Here is a 16,774-nt window from a genome sequence, read left to right as displayed (position 1 = left end):
ATAAATATAAACGTATATACCGAAACGACACCTAATCCGGCGTCTATGAAGTTTTTGGTAAACAAGCTTTTACTTAACGGAAGTAGTGATTATCCAACTAAAGAAAGTGCTGAATTATCTCCATTTGCAAAAGAGCTGTTTAAGTTCAACTTTGTAAACGGTGTATTTTTCGCTAGTAATTTTGTTACCATTACTAAAACTGAGGACGCAGAATGGGCTGATATCGAACCTATTTTAAAAGAGTTTGTAAAAGGAGCTACAGAATCTGAAATTCAAATCAAGACAGTTGTTACCGATGAAACCACCTCTTTCGAGGGATCCGAAACCGAAATCAAGATCCAGCAAATCCTTCATGACTATGTTCGCCCTGCTGTAGAGCAGGATGGTGGAGCCATAAGTTACAAGTCATATGAAGAAGGGGTGGTTACCGTTGAGCTAAGAGGCTCTTGCAGCGGATGTCCTTCCTCCACCTATACACTGAAAGCAGGAATCGAAAGTTTGTTAAAAAGGATGGTGCCTGAAGTAACAGAAGTAGTTTCAGAAGCCCTTTAATTTAGAGACAAGAATCTATATGATTTTTAAGATCTTTTTCTAATAAAGAGACGAATAAAATTAGAATAAAAAGAAATAAAAAAATGTTAATATGGCTTTTATTTCAGCAAAACGGCTTGGTCATTTGACGCTGAAATATAAGCCATACTTATTTTATTAAGTTCTTTGTAATCCTTTGGCTATGAAAAAGCACCCACATCAAAAGTTATAATTACTGATACTGATACTTTAAAACTCAGAAACCTTAAAAGATCTCACTGTTTACTTTCCAAAATGCTTACTGATTACACGCAACAACTCCGGAGCAATAAATAAATTACCGGCAATGAGTTCCCTTGAGTCAAATAACTCATCCCCTCCTTTAAAGTTGACCACTTTCCCCCCTGCTTCCCTCACGAGAATAACACCTGCAGCAATATCGTACGAATTCAAATTATATTCAAAGAAACCATCAAACCGTCCACAAGCTACATAGGCAAGATCCATCGCAGCAGACCCTACTCTTCGCAAACCATGACTAACCTGTGTAAGCTCGCGAAACACATTGATGTAACACTCTAACTTTTCAAAGTTGTAAAATGGAAAACCTGTTGCCAGTAGCGACTGCGCAAATTCCTTGTTCTGCGTAACATGAATGACCTGTCCATTTAAATAAGCCCCACCATCTTTCCAGGCATAAAAACACTCATCCCTGTTTATCTCATAAACCACACCGAGAACCAGTTCATCACGTTGCTGAAGTGCAATGCTCACACAAAAAGAAGGCAGACCATGAATAAAGTTTGTTGTGCCATCCAAAGGATCAACGATCCAGGTATACTCCTCAGAAACCTTATTAACCGTTTGCTCTTCGGTAATAAATCCTGCACCAGGCAAAAGTTTAATTAAACCCGCAACAATCTTTTCTTCAGCAGTTTTATCCACATAAGAAACCATATCATTAAGCCCTTTGTATTCAATTTTTTTCGCATCAAAACTTAATGCTTCATGACGGATAAATGCGCCTACCGTTTTAGCTAATGCAGCAACCTGACCCGTAAGTTCTTCAAAATTCATATTTTATTAATAAACATGCTTAAATGGAGCTCCATGGACCATTTGTAGCAGATCCTAATTAAAGAGCCCAAAATCCTATTGAGGAGTAATCTCCGGAGATGACTTTTTATAATTATAAATAGACCATATCGCTCCCATGATACCCAGAATCACCATTATGATCGAAATTAGTTCAGCTTGAGTAAAACCTAATCCCAATACATGATACTTCGAATTCACACGGATCAACTCCAAACAGAATCGTTCCACTCCAGCGATGATCAGATAGATAGAAAACATCATACCCGCCGGTTTAATCTTATCACGAAGTGACCACAGTACAAAAAACAGAATTACACCAGCAAAAAATTCATAAAAAGAAGTCGGATAAACCCCTACCGGAAGTTCACTGCAGTATCTTCCCACACATCCAGGAATTGGGATTCCTTCATTGATTACGTTATGCGGAAACTTAAAAGACCAAACCCAATCAGGCGCCCAACTTAACCAACCAGGTTTAGGATTATAATTTTCAATCCCCCAATCGCCATCTCCAGACATGTGGCATCCCATTCGACCCACTCCATAAGCCAGCAACATACCCGGTCCACCCACATCAAGCATATGTACCGGTTTTATACCCTTTTTATTTGCGAGATATAGTACCGCAGCACCACCACAAATTAGCCCACCGTAAAACGTGAGGCCACTAAAACTAAGCAGTCCCCCAATAGGATCCCTCAAAAAATCATCAAAATACTCCAGGTTATGAAATATTTTAGCACCAAGAAAACCCCATACCGCAGCCCATACAATCAGGGTACTCATATACTGATAAGGATGAACCATTTCCTCCACAATCCGAGGTTTAGGCAGTTGAGCCTTCTTTTTATCATTGAAAGCCATGAAAGCAAACGCAATCCCGACAACAATACCACCAATAAAACTTCCCCTCAAAGACAAAATAAAGCTCTGTGGATCATTTACAAAAGCAGCATAATTAAATAGGGCATCAACAAGTTTAAAGCCTAGTACAAAGCCAAAAAAACCATTAAACACCATTTCGGAAGTAGATGCAGGTTCACCAATAGTTACCTTAGTTTTAAACGCATGAATTAAACCCTGCTTCTCTTTTCTCTTCAGATCTTCACTAAAAGCCCAGTAACCCGCCACAAAAGCAAGGGCTACAAAAAATCCAAATGTTTGAATGGGTAATGGAATATTGACACCTGTAAGGTATTCGATAAGATGAGATAAGTTTGGAAACATGTCTGATTTTAAGGTGATTATATTATTTTAATGGATTAATAGCTCTGTATTGCATTCTGTTATCTCTACATCACCATCATCTGTAACAGCGGTTAGCAAAACATGTCGCGTTTCATTCACTAATAAAGGATCAAATTTAACTTTTACCTTCACATAATTAGCCGTATAACCGTGCATAAAGCCATCTTTATGATCCTGCTCAAACAGCACGTCGTAGCTTTTGCCTATTTGTGTACCATAAAAAGCTCTCCGCTTTTTATCAGATAGGATATGCAACATTTTACTTCTGTCAGCCCGCTGAGCTCCTGGTACACTGCCAGTCATTTCTGCAGCCGGTGTATTTTCCCTTTCCGAATAGGAGAACACATGCAAGTACGAAACATCTAATGAATTAATAAAGTTACAGGTATCCAGAAAGTCCTCACGTGTTTCACCCGGAAAACCAACAATCACATCTACCCCAATACAGCAATCCGGCATAATCGCTTTAATCGCTTCTACCCTTTCCTGGTACAGTTCACGTTTGTATCTTCTCCGCATCAGACCTAATATTTTGTTACTGCCCGATTGCAAAGGAATATGAAAATGAGGAACAAATTTATTGGAACCTGCCACAAAATGAATGATCTCGTTAGTCAGCAAGTTAGGTTCGACAGACGAAATCCGAATCCTATCGATCCCTTCCACATGATCCAGTGCCTGCACCAAATCAAAAAACTTACCATCACGCACACCATTACGAATACCAAAATCGCCAATATTAACCCCTGTAAGCACAATCTCCTTCACTCCTGATGCCGCTACAGCATTTGCCTGAGCCATCACATTTTCGATAGAATCACTTCTACTTGTTCCACGTGCCAGTGGGATGGTACAAAAAGTGCATGAATAGTCACAGCCGTCCTGCACTTTCAAAAAAGTACGCGTTCTGTCACGATAAGAAAATGAAGGAATAAATTCGTTTGCCTCCGAAATTGGCTGATTATGGATAATTGTTTTGGGCTGTTTCGTTAAATCGGTCAGATACTCAATTATCCTGAATTTTTCTGCAGCACCCAATACCAGGTCAACACCCGGGATCTCTGAAATCTCTTGAGGTTTCAACTGCGCATAACACCCTACAATCACTATATAAGCATTTGGAGACTGTTTCAAAGCTTCCTTAACCACCTTACGGCATTTTTTATCCGCATGATCAGTCACTGAACACGTATTGATGAGAAACACATCAGGTGTATCTGTAAAATTAACAGATTGAAAACCCGCATCACTGAACAACCTTCCTATTGTAGAAGTTTCAGAATAATTAAGTTTACAACCTAAGGTGTAAAAGGCAACTTTTCTACTCATAATCAAGAACCAAAGATAGTTAAATTTGCGATTTACGCACCCCAGCGATAAGAAGAAACTTCCAAACCGGAGAGATCAAGTACCCGGTCGACTACCGTGGCAGCTAGTTCCTCAAATGTCTTTGGTAAGCTATAAAACGAAGGAGTTGCCGGACAAATAATCCCCCCTGCCTCCGTAACGGTCTTCATATTATTGATGTGGATCAAACTCAATGGCGTATCCCTAGTAACCACAATGAGCTTTCTACGCTCTTTCAGAATCACATCCGCCGCCCTGGTAGTCAGATCATTTGATACACCCGAAGCAATCCGACCTAACGTTCCCATGGAACAAGGACATATAATCATTGTATCATACTTTGCCGAACCCGAAGCAAAAGGTGCATAAAAATCCATTTTCCCATACCGCTTGAAGGGGTAATCATGATACAATTCATTGCCTAGTTCAAATTTCCAGACCTCTAAAGCATTATCAGACATAATCAAACCCACCTCCAGATCTTCTTGCTGCAAGGTCTTTAATTTATCCAATAATACCTTTGCATACACTGCTCCGCTGGCTCCGGTTATGGCAATAACGACTTTTCTTTTTCCCATTTTCTACTTAACAAATAACTGCACGAATTAGTTGTAATAAAAAAGGGTCGAATACAAGTATTCGACCCTACATCTACCTATGAAAAACATGCCCTTTGAGAGGGCATACAAATATAATTAATCGCTTTGCATCTACAAAATATTTCACGTGAATTAAATAACACATTTTTTTTATTATAAAAATCTAATAATCAATAACATACAAATATAAAATAAATAAAACCATCCTATATTTTGATTGTTTTGCAACAATTCAACACTGAACAGGACAAATCATTTCATTTGAACAATAAGATCGATGTTAAAACAAACTATATTGGGTTAATTTATCTTTAACGACTATTTCGGTCAACAAAGTACTATCAGCCCCCGAAATCTGATAAATTTCAGATTCTACAGACCTGGATGCAACCACCACTTTTGTATGTTGGGCATGCACATTAAATAATCGGGAAACCAAATCCGGACTATTATTATCTTTCGACAAATGCGACAAAAGCAAATGGCTTAACAGTGCCGATTTATGATTTACAAACAAGTTAAGCGCTTCAGTATTGGACAAATGCCCCTTATCACTCCGGATTCTATTTTTAAGATAATACGGGTAACTCCCTTTTTGAAGCATCTCTTCATCATAGTTAGCCTCCAAAAAAACCGCATCACAAAGCTTAAAATACTTGATAACCTGTTCACAAGCCTTTCCAATATCCGTCAGCACACCAATCGTTACATTTTCCGATTGAATGATAAAACTATGCGGATCGCAAGCATCATGGAACTTAGGGAATGCCGTAATTTGCATATTACCGATCGTAACCGGGATATGCGCTTCATAAACCTTCACCAGTTCCTTTTCAACACGCACACAACCATTATGAATCATCGTCAGATTCAAGTAAACAGGAATCTGATATTTTCTGGATAACACATCAATACCTCTGATGTGATCCGAATGCTCATGAGATACAAAGATGGCTTTAACCGATTTCATTGCCAATCCCAATCTATTCATGCGCAACTCTATCTCTTTGCACGATATTCCAGCATCAATTAAAACAGCACCTTCCTGATTACCAACATAATAACAATTACCATTACTCCCCGAATTGATTGATGCTATAGAAACAGACATGTATTTATTTTTATTGATTGTAAAATTACTAAAACTATTAGTGGTTAAGCAAAAGCATCAATAATATTATGCAAAAAAACCCTCTTTTTTATACCTGCAACTGCCTTCATTCCTTTCTTAATCTGGGTTAAGAAATAAGATTTCCACAATTCCGATCTTTGATCAACAAACAATTTGAATTAGCTACCGGTTTAGTAGGCGAACATCTTAACCCCAACAATTATGAAGGTGATTTCGATCAAACACCAGTGTTGACCACCACCGGAAATCCCGATGTACATGTACCCTTAACACGGGTAGAAGAAAGGGTGAAAGTTTTGAAAGAGCTAAATGCTGATGTACATCTAAAAATATACCCAGGAAGATCGCACACCATATCCCTGGAAGAAATTATTCTTGCAAACAAACACATTTTTGCTTAATTACGTTATCCCTACTCATTTAAGAAGATGAAATATCAGGATATCGAACTAGTAAATAATAAAAAGGAGCACAGTTTTGAGTTAACGGTAGACGGAAAGCGTTCCTTCATTGATTACAATCACATAAAGGAAACCTATAATCTTCTCCACACCGAAGTTCCTGAATCACAACATGGCCAAGGTATTGCAGAAGCTATTGTCGAAAAAACGCTACAATACCTTGAAGAGAATCACTTCAAAATGGTGCCCTCTTGTTCCTATATACAAGTATTTTTAAAGCGGCACCCTAAATGGAATAAACTTGTAGCTCAAGATTAACAAACCTTGGCACGGAAAAAGCTTATTTAGAATCTTACTAAATTCCAATTTGCAGCTTTCTCTTTAAAACAACTTATAGTGGAGATAGTTATACTTGATCTACACCTATTTATATTATATGTCAAGTAAAAAGCCATGCATGCCGCCTGACTCAGATGGTGTTCCCAATAAAACCCGTCGTGACTTTCTTAAGAAGTCTTCCTTCCTAACTGCTGCAGCTTTTGTGCCCGTTACCGTAGTAAATGCCGCAGTAAATCAGTGGGATGAAAAACTAGCATCTGTTTTTGAAAAGACTTCCTTGCATCTTGAAGTAAACGGCTTAGCCCTCAATTTATCTGTTGAGCCTCGCACGACGTTATTAGATCTGCTTCGCGAGCAGCTCAACTTAACAGGAACTAAAAAAGGTTGCGACAGAGGCCAATGCGGTGCATGTACCGTTCATGCAGATGGCATGAGGATAAATTCATGTCTCAGTCTGGCCGTAACAAACGAAGGTAAAAAGATCACTACCATTGAAGGCCTTTCTAAAGGCCAGGAACTTCACCCCATGCAGGAAGCCTTTATCAAACATGACGGATTTCAATGTGGCTACTGCACGCCGGGACAGATCATGTCAGCCGTCGCATTAATAAAAGAAGGACATGCCGGTTCCGAAATGGAGATCAGAGAATACATGAGTGGTAATATCTGCAGATGTGGTGCCTATCCCAACATTGTAAATGCCATACAGGAAGTTAAAACGGGAGGATTATCATGAATCAGTTTCAATATGTAAGACCTGCTGAAACATCAGGTGCAATCAAATCTATCGCCTTGGATACCAATGCCCATTTCCTTGCTGGCGGCACCAATCTCATTGACTTAATGAAGATGGGGATTATTGCGCCCGAAAGGCTTGTGGATATTAACAATCTACCCTTAAAAACTATAGAAAATATTCCGGGTCACCTACGCATAGGCACACTGGTTACCAATACCCAAGTCGCAGAAAATCAGTTTATCAAGGAAAACTTTCCCCTGTTGTCCATGGCTATCAATGCAGGTGCCTCTCCGCAGTTAAGAAATATGGCTACTACAGGAGGGAATTTACTGCAGCGGACCCGTTGTCCTTACTTTTTCGATACCACAATGCCTTGTAATAAACGAGTACCCGGAAGTGGTTGTGGTGCATTAGAAGGATATAACCGCATGCATGCTATATTTGGTGCAAGCGATAAATGTATTGCGGTTAATCCCAGCGATATGAACGTAGCGCTTACCGCATTGAATGCGCTGGTTCATGTAAGTGGTCCCAAAGCTGCACGCACGATACCATTTGCAGACTTTCACCGCCTGCCGGGTGACCATCCTGAACTGGATACTACCTTACAAAAAGGAGAATTAATCACTTCTGTAGATATTCCCACCGTTCCTTTTACCAAGAATGTATATTATCTAAAAGTCCGCGATCGTTCATCTTACGCTTTTGCCCTGGTATCAGCAGCTGTGGCCTTAAATATTGAGAATAATACCATCCAAGATGTACGTTTAGCCATGGGCGGCGTGGCACATAAACCATGGCGTCTTATTGCTACCGAAACCTTTCTTAAAGGCAAAACAGTAAGTGAAGAAACTTTTAAACAAGCAGCACAGATAGCCATGGAAGGTGCTAAAGCTTATGAGCACAACAAGTTCAAGTTAAAACTAGCTCCCAATGCATTATTGCAAGCATTAAAAACAGCATCAGGCTTAAAAGCATAAGTGTAAACCGTAATTAATAGACAGCATGAAAAAAGATGCAATAGGCGATTCGTTAAGCCGTGTAGATGGAAGACTAAAAGTTACAGGTGGAGCAAAATATTCCGGAGAGTTTAAAATCACTGGTCTAACCTACGGCGTTTTAGTACCTGCTACAATTACGAATGGAACCATAACCAGTATTGATACAAAAGCAGCAGAACGGGCACCTGGTGTTTTAAAAGTAATAACTTACCTAAATGCGACTAAAGTACCCGGATATCAACCCGATGAGTCAAAGCCCGCCTCTAAAGGACTTAAGCTATTTAACGACAATAAGATCCATTTCAATCAGCAACCAATCGCTCTTGTCATAGCAGATACTTTTGAGCGCGCCACTTACGCAGCATCCTTAATTAAAGCCACTTACCAGAAAGAGCCGTTCAAAACGAACTTCCACCAGAACATAGACAATAGCATGGTTCCACAAGGTGGTAATTATAAAGACTACATCCGCGGTGAAGCGGATGCCTATAAAAATGCCCCTGTTAAAATAGAACAAGCTTATTTGTTACCTTCCGAAATTCATAATCCAATGGAATTGCATGTCACCACCGCATTTTGGAACACAGATGGAAAGTTAACGGTATTCACCAAATCACAAGGTGTTATCAGCTCTCAAAAAGCTTTTGCTAATGCATTTAAAATTGAGCAGAGTACCGTACAGATTAACTCCCGTTTTGTTGGAGGAGCATTTGGTTCTTCACTTCGTACCTGGCCACATGAAATTGCAGCTGCACAAGCTGCTAAAATGCTTAACCGGCCAGTCAAACTTACATTAACCAGGGAACAAATGTTTACACTGGTAGGATATAGGCCACAAACCATTCAAAAAATGGGTATAGGTGCTACTCCAGACGGTCAGCTTGTAGGTATCACACACGAATCACTTTCACAATCAGCAGTATATGAAGAATTCACAGAGCGTTCGGTGAATGTTTCCCGTTTTTTATACGCCAGTCCAAATGCCAACACCCGTTATAAAGTAGTGCCTTTACATGTTGGGGTACCAGCCCCTATGCGCGGACCAGGTGAAGCTACCGGCGCCTTTGCATTAGAATGTGCCCTTGATGAATTGGCTTATGCCCTAAATATGGATCCCATCGCATTAAGGTTAAAAAACTATGCAGATGCCGACCCTGAAAAGAACCTGCCCTGGTCAAGCAAATACCTCAAGGAATGTTATCAAAAAGGTGCTGATAAAATAGGATGGGAAAAGCGTTCTTCTAAACCAGGTACTAACCGCGAAGGCGACTGGCTAGTGGGATACGGTATTGGTTGTGGTGCATTTGGGGCCTATCGCAATAAAGCCCAGGCATATATTAAATTATTGGCTGACGGATCGGTCAATATTAAAAGTGCTACCAGTGATATCGGTCCCGGAACTGGTACTTCCATGGTGCTGATTGCGGCTGACATATTGAAAATATCTGCTGAAAAAATAACTTTTGACCTCGGTGATTCTTCACTCCCTGAGGCTCCCACACAAGGTGGTTCAGCTACAGTGTCATCTGTCGGATCTGCAGTACATGATGTTTGCATAGCTTTGAAAAAGAAGCTGAATACCCTTACCGGGAAACCGGAAAATAACGAAGACCTTGATTATGCCAAGATCTTAAAACAGCAAAACTTACCTTTCATCGAGTTAACGCAAGGGTCAGAAGGTACTGATGAAGCTAAAAACTATTCGATGTATTCCTTCTCTGCACATTTCGTACAGGTACATGTACATGCTTTAACCGGTGCATGGCGAATTAAAAAGGTGGTCGCTGTAGTAGATGCCGGAAAAATTGTGAACAATAAAACCGCAAGTAGTCAAATGATTGGTGGAGCTGTAGGTGGTATAGGAATGGCTATGACGGAAGAAGCCATTATAGATGACCGATTTGGCCGCCTGGTAAACGGTAACTTGGCAGATTACCACGTACCTGTAAATGCGGATATTCCTCAAATCGAAGCCATTTTTATTAATAAACCTGATATGCATACCAATCCACTGGGAACAAAAGGTATTGGAGAAATCTCCCTGATCGGTGTTGCTCCTGCTATAGCGAATGCGGTTTATAATGCAACAGGAAAAAGGATACGGGAGTTGCCTATTACGCCTGATAAACTGATTTGATATTAATTTGTCTCTGGTGTAAAGTTATTTAGAGTTAAGCAGGGGCTATTTCTGTGTACCCCATCGCTCCTATTTTACAGTGGTTTCCTAGTACTTGCATATGTGTTATTGCAATTACATTAAAAAAAACAGTTTGATTTTCACCTTTTGTTTAGATATCTGATTTACTGAATATAAAAAGTAACCTTATCTGTCAAAAATTGATAAAATGTTGCATAATTATTATTTTTATTTAGTTTTCATTATCAGATGTCCTTATACAATTTCCGTACTAATGCGCTATAAAATTAAACCGATTCTTATCTTACTCTTTGTCATCATAACTAGTATACCATCCTGCACATCAAGTAAAAATCAAGAAAATTCGACAGAACAGGATATTACACTGCTTATTAATGCAGTGCGAAATAATTTAGAGCAGCAATATTTTGCTAAAATTAAAGCTCATTTCCTATCAGAAAAGCTAAGGATTATGGAACGCGAAAAACTATTTGAGGGCGTTTCAGCTGAGGTTGCGGCTCAGATGATTACCACAATGCTTAGAAAAGAAACACACGACAAACATTTTAACGTTATTTCTTACCAAATTAAACCAGAAAGTGATCAGGAAGCCTTGCAACCTTTGCCATTTACAGGAGGCATCAGCCGCATAATGATACTGAAAAATAATATTGGCTATTTAAAGTGGGATGCTTGTATTGCAGGGGAAGAAGCGTTTAAGAAAATTAGAGCTGCATTGGATTCAGTAGCAGATTGTAAGCAATTAATTATTGATATTACTGAAAACCCGGGTGGAGATGGAGCTAGCAGCGCTTTTATCAACCAATTTTTATACGAATCAAAGGATTATCAAACCCTTCTTATCAAAAAATGTACGGGTGAAGCCAATTGGCATCAAAGCGAGGTCGTCTTTGATTACACTGAAGGCCCTACTTTTTTCCACATCCCTATTTATATTATGGTTTCTGATAATACCTTTTCAGCAGCCGAATATTTTGCCTTTACAGCAAACGAAATGAAAAGGGCAACCATTTTAGGAAAAATAACAGCTGGCGCTGGCAACCCTGGTAGATTTACAGACCAACGATCTCCTGATTCCAGTACCGCTTTCTGGATGTTTATACCAAATTGTCAAATCACAACAAAAGCCGGACGCTCAATTGAAGGTGTGGGTGTTCAACCAGATATACTTCTTAAGTCAGATAACTGGCTTAACCAAACTATTGACTATATAATAAAGATGGATAGGTCAAAGTAGTGAACCATAGATTTCTGCTTAGTCGCTTCTAAATTCTATATTTTACCTCAATCTATACTCACCAGTTATTTGTCAATACTGTGGTTAACCTTCGTTATTATAAGTTTAAAGGTGTTTTAGAGTTTCCGCTGACGAGCAAGTATTGTCTAATTTAATGCTTATCCCCTGTATACTATAATTTTATGATTACACTTCTTGAAACCAAATCGTGAATCGCTCGTCTACTTGGATCGCTAAAAATTGTCAAAAATGGTATCCATCCTAAAAGAACTTTGAATGGATACCAATAGTTACTTTTCGGCTACCATATTGACGTATTCTGATCCTACGCAAACTTTTTCCGTAACCATTTACGAACCGGCTCATCATACCATTTCAATGAGGCATAGGCCAAAACGATCCCACCTATTAAAATGAGTAACGCATAGGGCCACGCCTGTACGATCGTTACCTCTTTGTGATTGCCGATCCAGGCAACGTAAAAATAGACCAGCGGGTAATGTACCAGGTAAAGCGGATAGGATATATCACCTAAGAATTTGCATATCCTGGTCTCTCTTTGAGTTTGCATCACGCCACTGGCGCCAAGGTATACTATAAGCGGGAAAACGATGATAATGCAAACAGATTCATAGATCCCGTTCATCCAAATATGCTCAGCGCCGCCAATGCGCGGCATATAAAGCACCATAGCTACTAAAAGGCTGCACCATAGAAAGGCATTTTTAATTCGTGTCGGCTTCGCTATACGTGAAAGTAACAGACCGGCAAAGAAAGGGTACATGGTACGGGTTAGCCCAATGCGTACTTGTTCCACATTCAGTGTCCAGCCGCCACTGACATCGCCGTTTGTGATTGCCAGGTGTGCAAGTGCGATAGCAGCGATGCCTACTAAGATACTTAATGCCGTTTTGGAAAATTTCCTGATCCAGATCGCATAAAGAATGTTGGCAATGTATTCAAAGAACAATGACCATCCCACGCTATTCAGGGGGTGCATCTCTTCCCAGCCACGTATATCAAGCGATAATGGTACAGGTAGAATAGTATAACCGATCAGCATCACCAACAGCATCTTACAGATAGGAATAGTATGAATGAGCGGCCATAGCGTAGAATCCGTAAAATAGAATCCGATAGCGCCAAGGGTCATCCCCAAAACCACCATTGGTTGAAGACGTTCGATACGGCGTTTGAAAAAATTGCCGACCGTCATTTTATGCCATCTGTCGTCATAGGCGTAGCCGATCACAAAGCCGGACAATATAAAGAAAAAGTCTACGGCCAGATAACCGTGATTGACAAGAATATCTAAATGACCGGTAGCTAATGGCTCTGCCAAGTGAAATGTTACAACAATTATGGCTGCGACACCGCGAAGGCCGTCTAATATGGGGTAGTGTGGCTTGGTGGCCAGCTCAGTATTTAGGTCAGTTCTCATGTAATGGTTTGTAAAAATCGCAATTTGCAAAAAATAGCTAACATTCAGTTATCTGGCTGAATGCTAATTCCACTACAACTACTCGAAAATTTCCATGTTCTATCTGATTTGATACTACTACCATGAATGAATGTGATATTAAAGATTTTTATTTAAAAACAGATTTAACTCAGCAGCACTGATGTTCTTTTCAAGAATATAGCCTTCAGCATTAAGTAAATAATTGGTAGGAAATGCTAGTATAGATAATGCAGTAGCACCTTTACCGTTCAAATCCCAGTACTGCAACCATTTAAGCTTATGTTTTTCAATAGTTATTGGAAGGTCCTTTTTGTATTTTAATGCATCAGTAGCTATACCTACTATCTCAAATCCTTGAGTGTGATAGGTTTCATATACAGTAGATAAAGCCGGGAATTTTGCAATACATTGGCCACAGTTAGTATACCAGAAATCTATCAATGTGTACTTGCTATTTTTAACCTGAATCCCAGAAGTTTTATTTCCGTCAATATCCAACAGTTCCATGAATGGAAATTTATTACCTACGGATAAGATTACTGAAGGACCTGCTTTAGTAAATATCCTGACAGATCCGAATGCCTTAGCGATGCCTCCAAAAACTGATTTTACACAGATGAAAGGTTTTGCTACCTCAATGACGAAAATGATGTTTAATGGAGAAGTGGATGAGGTGATTGCAATTATCAAATCGAACTTCAAACATATTGCGGAAGTGATCTGATACTTATATCGAATAAGGTTTAAACCGTTGTTTTCTATTAAAAACAGACATGTTATGACATTAATTAAACCTATCAAAACTATAGAGTATTGAAAAAATATTTACTTTTGCACTAATGAAGACGTCCCTGTTGTATTCTACACCTTTAACCACATGATAAAACTCATTTCCCAAACCAATCATCATCATGAAGTTTGGTCTTATAATCTTCTCTACGTCTAATGATTGAGTTAAAAAATATTACTAAAGTTTTTTATAAGAAAAATAATGCGATCAGGGCTTTATCCGATATTTCGCTGCATGTACCGGAAGGGAAAATCTTCGGGGTAATAGGTGCTTCAGGTGCGGGAAAAAGTACGCTGATTCGCTGTGTCAATTTACTCGAACAACCTACATCAGGTCAGGTCATTGTGGATGGAGAAAACTTGACGGATTTACTGCCTGCACAGCTTACTCAAGCCAGAAGGAATATTGGCATGATTTTCCAACACTTTAATTTATTATCGTCAAGAACGGTATTTGAAAATGTAGCCTTCACGCTGGAGCTGAGTAATACGCCAAAAGAGGAGATTAAAAAAAGAGTAACCGATCTGCTCAGTTTAGTGGGTTTGGATGATAAGTTAAATGAATATCCGGCAAACTTATCCGGCGGACAAAAGCAACGTGTTGCTATTGCCCGCACACTGGCGAGCAACCCCAAAGTACTTTTATGCGATGAAGCAACAAGTGCACTAGATCCGGCAACAACACAGTCTATTTTGGCTTTACTGAAAGATATCAATCAGCGTTTCAACATGACGATTTTGCTGATTACACATGAAATGAATGTAGTGAAATCTATTTGTGACGAAGTTGCCGTTATAAGTGAGGGTAAACTGATTGAGCAAGGTACGGTTGGAGAGATTTTCTCTCATCCTAAAACAGACTTAACGCGGCAGTTCATTGCCTCCTCCATTCATTTTGCTATACCGGCGGAATATCAGAAGCGTTTAAGTGCATCTTCCGACGGGTCGAATCGGCCCTTGTTGAAGCTTGAATTTACAGGAGAATCAACCTCATTGCCTGCTTTATCAGAAGTTACACGACTTTTTGATGTGAGCAATAACATTGTTAGCGCACAGATGGATTATGTAGGAGGAATAAGGTTTGGCGTAATGTTAATTGAACTTTCAGGATCGGAGCAAAACATTAAAAAGGCTACTGATTATTATATAATGCATCACATTAAGGCGGAGGTGCTGGGATATGTCTGAAGCAATGATCATGATTATCATTAAAGGAACATTAGAGACGATTGTGATGACTTTGGTATCCGGTTTCTTTGGATTTGTAATTGGCCTGCCTACAGGGGTTTTACTTTTCATGACCCGGAAGGATCAGGTATTGGAAAATCGTTCGGTCAACCGTACCTTATCTGTTATCGTCAATATCTTCAGGTCCATTCCTTTTATAATTTTAATTGTGTGGATGATCCCGTTCACACGAATGCTGGTTGGAACGTCTATAGGGGTTTTGGCTGCGTTGGTTCCCTTAAGTATTGGGGCTGCTCCATTTATTGCCAGGATGATTGAGAATAGTTTAATTGAAGTTCCTCATGGACTAATTGAGGCTGCCAGAGCAATGGGGGCTACACCAAAACAGATCGTAATGAAGGTTTTATTGCCTGAAGCACTTCCCTCTATCATTAATAGTGCATCGATTACTTTAATTACGCTAGTGGGGTATTCTGCTATGGGCGGTGCAGTTGGTGCTGGTGGATTGGGACAAATAGGTTATCAATACGGGTATGTGGGTTATGATGTAATGGTGATGAATACAGTATTGGTTTTGCTGGTGACATTGGTTATTCTGATTCAACAGGCAGGGGAATGGTCTGCTAAGAAGGTTGATCATAGAAAGTAAAATTTAAGAAATTATGATAAAGAAATTTAAAGTTATACTAGCGGCTTTTTCAATCGCTTTTGGTTTAGGTAGTGTAACTGGGTGTGGTGGTGGATCTAAAACCAATGACCCTAACCACATTAAGGTGGGGGTTGAATCAGGACCAGAATTTACGGTTGCACAGGCTGCACAAAAAGTGGCGAAAGAGAAGTTTGGCTTAGAGGTGGAATTGATCCAGTTCAATGACTATGTGATGCCAAACGAAGCGCTTCATCAAGGTGATCTGGATGTGAATGCTTTTCAAACCAAGCCTTATCTGGATGTTCAATCTAAACAACGGGGATATAAGTTTGTTATTGTTGGTAATACTTTTGTTTATCCCTTAGCTGGCTATTCTAAAAAGATTAAAAATGTAAGCGAGCTTAAAGATGGTAATACGATCATTATTCCAAATGACCCCACAAATGGCGGAAGGGCATTGCTTTTGTTGCAAAAGGCGGGCTTAATTAAGCTGAAGACTGGTGCGGATCTGTTAACGACAGTAAGTGACATTGTTGAGAACCCTAAGAATTTGAAGATTCTGGAGTTGGAAGCACCTCAACTACCAAGGGCTTTGGATGATCAGAATGTGACGATTGCGGTGATCAACAATACTTTTGCAGCTCCAATGGGATTGGTTGCTAATAGGGATGGGTTGTTTGTAGAGGATAAAAATTCGCCTCATGTCAACATTATCGTTTCCAGAGAAGATAACAAGGATCAAGAAAAAGTGAAGAATTTCGTAAAGGCTTATCAGTCTGTAGAAGTTGAAAAGGCTGCGGAAAAAGCTTTTAAAGGGGGCGCTATTAAAGGTTGGTAGGTTTACCTAAAGTTCTAT

General features: G+C 39.5%; 18 protein-coding genes. 11 read left to right on the top strand and 7 right to left on the bottom strand.

The genetic code is table 11. The annotated features are described in order from the left end of the window. Positions 1-552: a NifU family protein gene (locus BFL47_RS04125; RefSeq protein WP_083257006.1), complete on the top strand. Its 552-nt coding sequence runs from the start codon at positions 1-3 to the stop codon at positions 550-552. Between the two features lie 261 nt (positions 553-813). Here BFL47_RS04125 and BFL47_RS04120 read toward each other — a convergent pair whose 3' ends face one another. From BFL47_RS04120 to BFL47_RS04100, 5 genes are all read right to left on the bottom strand, one after another. Then, the gene (locus tag BFL47_RS04120) at positions 814-1,608 is read right to left on the bottom strand and encodes an inositol monophosphatase family protein (protein ID WP_069658543.1); all 795 of its coding nucleotides are present in this window, start codon (positions 1,606-1,608) and stop codon (positions 814-816) included. A 75-nt stretch (positions 1,609-1,683) separates the two neighbouring features. Continuing rightward, positions 1,684-2,856: a prolipoprotein diacylglyceryl transferase gene (locus BFL47_RS04115; RefSeq protein ID WP_069658542.1), complete on the bottom strand. Its 1,173-nt coding sequence runs from the start codon at positions 2,854-2,856 to the stop codon at positions 1,684-1,686. Positions 2,857-2,883: 27 nt separating this feature from the next. After that, complete coding sequence (gene mtaB / locus BFL47_RS04110) at positions 2,884-4,206, bottom strand: tRNA (N(6)-L-threonylcarbamoyladenosine(37)-C(2))-methylthiotransferase MtaB (RefSeq protein ID WP_069658541.1); 1,323 nt, start codon at positions 4,204-4,206, stop codon at positions 2,884-2,886. Between the two features lie 32 nt (positions 4,207-4,238). After that, positions 4,239-4,802: a UbiX family flavin prenyltransferase gene (locus BFL47_RS04105; protein WP_069658540.1), complete on the bottom strand. Its 564-nt coding sequence runs from the start codon at positions 4,800-4,802 to the stop codon at positions 4,239-4,241. Positions 4,803-5,103: 301 nt separating this feature from the next. Beyond that, complete coding sequence (locus BFL47_RS04100) at positions 5,104-5,934, bottom strand: MBL fold metallo-hydrolase (protein WP_069658539.1); 831 nt, start codon at positions 5,932-5,934, stop codon at positions 5,104-5,106. A 158-nt stretch (positions 5,935-6,092) separates the two neighbouring features. Here BFL47_RS04100 and BFL47_RS04095 point away from each other — a divergent pair, with 158 nt between their 5' ends. The 6 genes from BFL47_RS04095 (at position 6,093) to BFL47_RS04070 (ending at position 11,830) form a co-directional block, all read left to right on the top strand. Next, positions 6,093-6,356 (top strand): dienelactone hydrolase family protein, encoded by a 264-nt coding sequence (locus BFL47_RS04095; protein ID WP_211480927.1) that lies wholly within the window; start codon positions 6,093-6,095, stop codon positions 6,354-6,356. Positions 6,357-6,383: 27 nt separating this feature from the next. Then, positions 6,384-6,674 (top strand): GNAT family N-acetyltransferase, encoded by a 291-nt coding sequence (locus BFL47_RS04090; RefSeq protein ID WP_069658538.1) that lies wholly within the window; start codon positions 6,384-6,386, stop codon positions 6,672-6,674. Between the two features lie 118 nt (positions 6,675-6,792). Further along, positions 6,793-7,431, top strand: coding sequence for a (2Fe-2S)-binding protein (locus BFL47_RS04085; RefSeq protein ID WP_069658537.1), 639 nt, complete (start codon positions 6,793-6,795; stop codon positions 7,429-7,431). Further along, positions 7,428-8,414, top strand: a complete 987-nt coding sequence (locus tag BFL47_RS04080; protein ID WP_069658536.1) for an FAD binding domain-containing protein — start codon at positions 7,428-7,430, stop codon at positions 8,412-8,414. Before BFL47_RS04085 ends, BFL47_RS04080 begins: the two co-directional genes overlap by 4 nt. A 25-nt stretch (positions 8,415-8,439) precedes the next feature. After that, positions 8,440-10,572, top strand: coding sequence for a xanthine dehydrogenase family protein molybdopterin-binding subunit (locus tag BFL47_RS04075; RefSeq protein ID WP_069658535.1), 2,133 nt, complete (start codon positions 8,440-8,442; stop codon positions 10,570-10,572). Between the two features lie 274 nt (positions 10,573-10,846). Beyond that, positions 10,847-11,830 carry a S41 family peptidase gene (locus BFL47_RS04070; RefSeq protein WP_170827262.1) on the top strand — a complete coding sequence of 328 codons (984 nt, stop codon included), beginning with the start codon at positions 10,847-10,849 and terminating at the stop codon, positions 11,828-11,830. Between the two features lie 325 nt (positions 11,831-12,155). Here the strand turns inward: BFL47_RS04070 and BFL47_RS04065 are convergent, their stop codons facing one another. Together BFL47_RS04065 and BFL47_RS04060 are read right to left on the bottom strand one after the other, a co-directional pair. Further along, on the bottom strand, positions 12,156-13,271 hold the full coding sequence (locus BFL47_RS04065) for an acyltransferase family protein (protein ID WP_069658533.1): 1,116 nt from the start codon (positions 13,269-13,271) through the stop codon (positions 12,156-12,158). Positions 13,272-13,409: 138 nt separating this feature from the next. Further along, complete coding sequence (locus tag BFL47_RS04060; RefSeq protein ID WP_069658532.1) at positions 13,410-13,799, bottom strand: TlpA family protein disulfide reductase; 390 nt, start codon at positions 13,797-13,799, stop codon at positions 13,410-13,412. Between BFL47_RS04060 and BFL47_RS04055 the strand changes: the two genes are divergently transcribed. From BFL47_RS04055 to metQ, 4 genes are all read left to right on the top strand, one after another. Then, positions 13,798-14,016, top strand: a complete 219-nt coding sequence (locus BFL47_RS04055) for a hypothetical protein (protein ID WP_069658531.1) — start codon at positions 13,798-13,800, stop codon at positions 14,014-14,016. The two genes, BFL47_RS04060 and BFL47_RS04055, sit on opposite strands and share 2 nt — an antisense overlap. A gap of 221 nt (positions 14,017-14,237) precedes the next feature. Continuing rightward, complete coding sequence (gene metN, locus BFL47_RS04050; protein WP_069658530.1) at positions 14,238-15,269, top strand: methionine ABC transporter ATP-binding protein MetN; 1,032 nt, start codon at positions 14,238-14,240, stop codon at positions 15,267-15,269. Between the two features lie 10 nt (positions 15,270-15,279). After that, a complete protein-coding gene (metI, locus tag BFL47_RS04045) occupies positions 15,280-15,918 on the top strand; it encodes a methionine ABC transporter permease MetI (RefSeq protein WP_449371653.1) in 639 nt (212 codons plus the stop codon). A gap of 13 nt (positions 15,919-15,931) precedes the next feature. Further along, positions 15,932-16,756, top strand: a complete 825-nt coding sequence (gene metQ, locus BFL47_RS04040; RefSeq protein ID WP_069658528.1) for a methionine ABC transporter substrate-binding lipoprotein MetQ — start codon at positions 15,932-15,934, stop codon at positions 16,754-16,756. The last annotated feature ends 18 nt before the right edge of the window (positions 16,757-16,774 follow it).

It is taken from the genome of Arcticibacter eurypsychrophilus (assembly GCF_001730525.1).
GTDB lineage: Bacteria > Bacteroidota > Bacteroidia > Sphingobacteriales > Sphingobacteriaceae > Arcticibacter > Arcticibacter eurypsychrophilus.
This window is presented reverse-complemented; position numbering and strand designations above follow the sequence as displayed.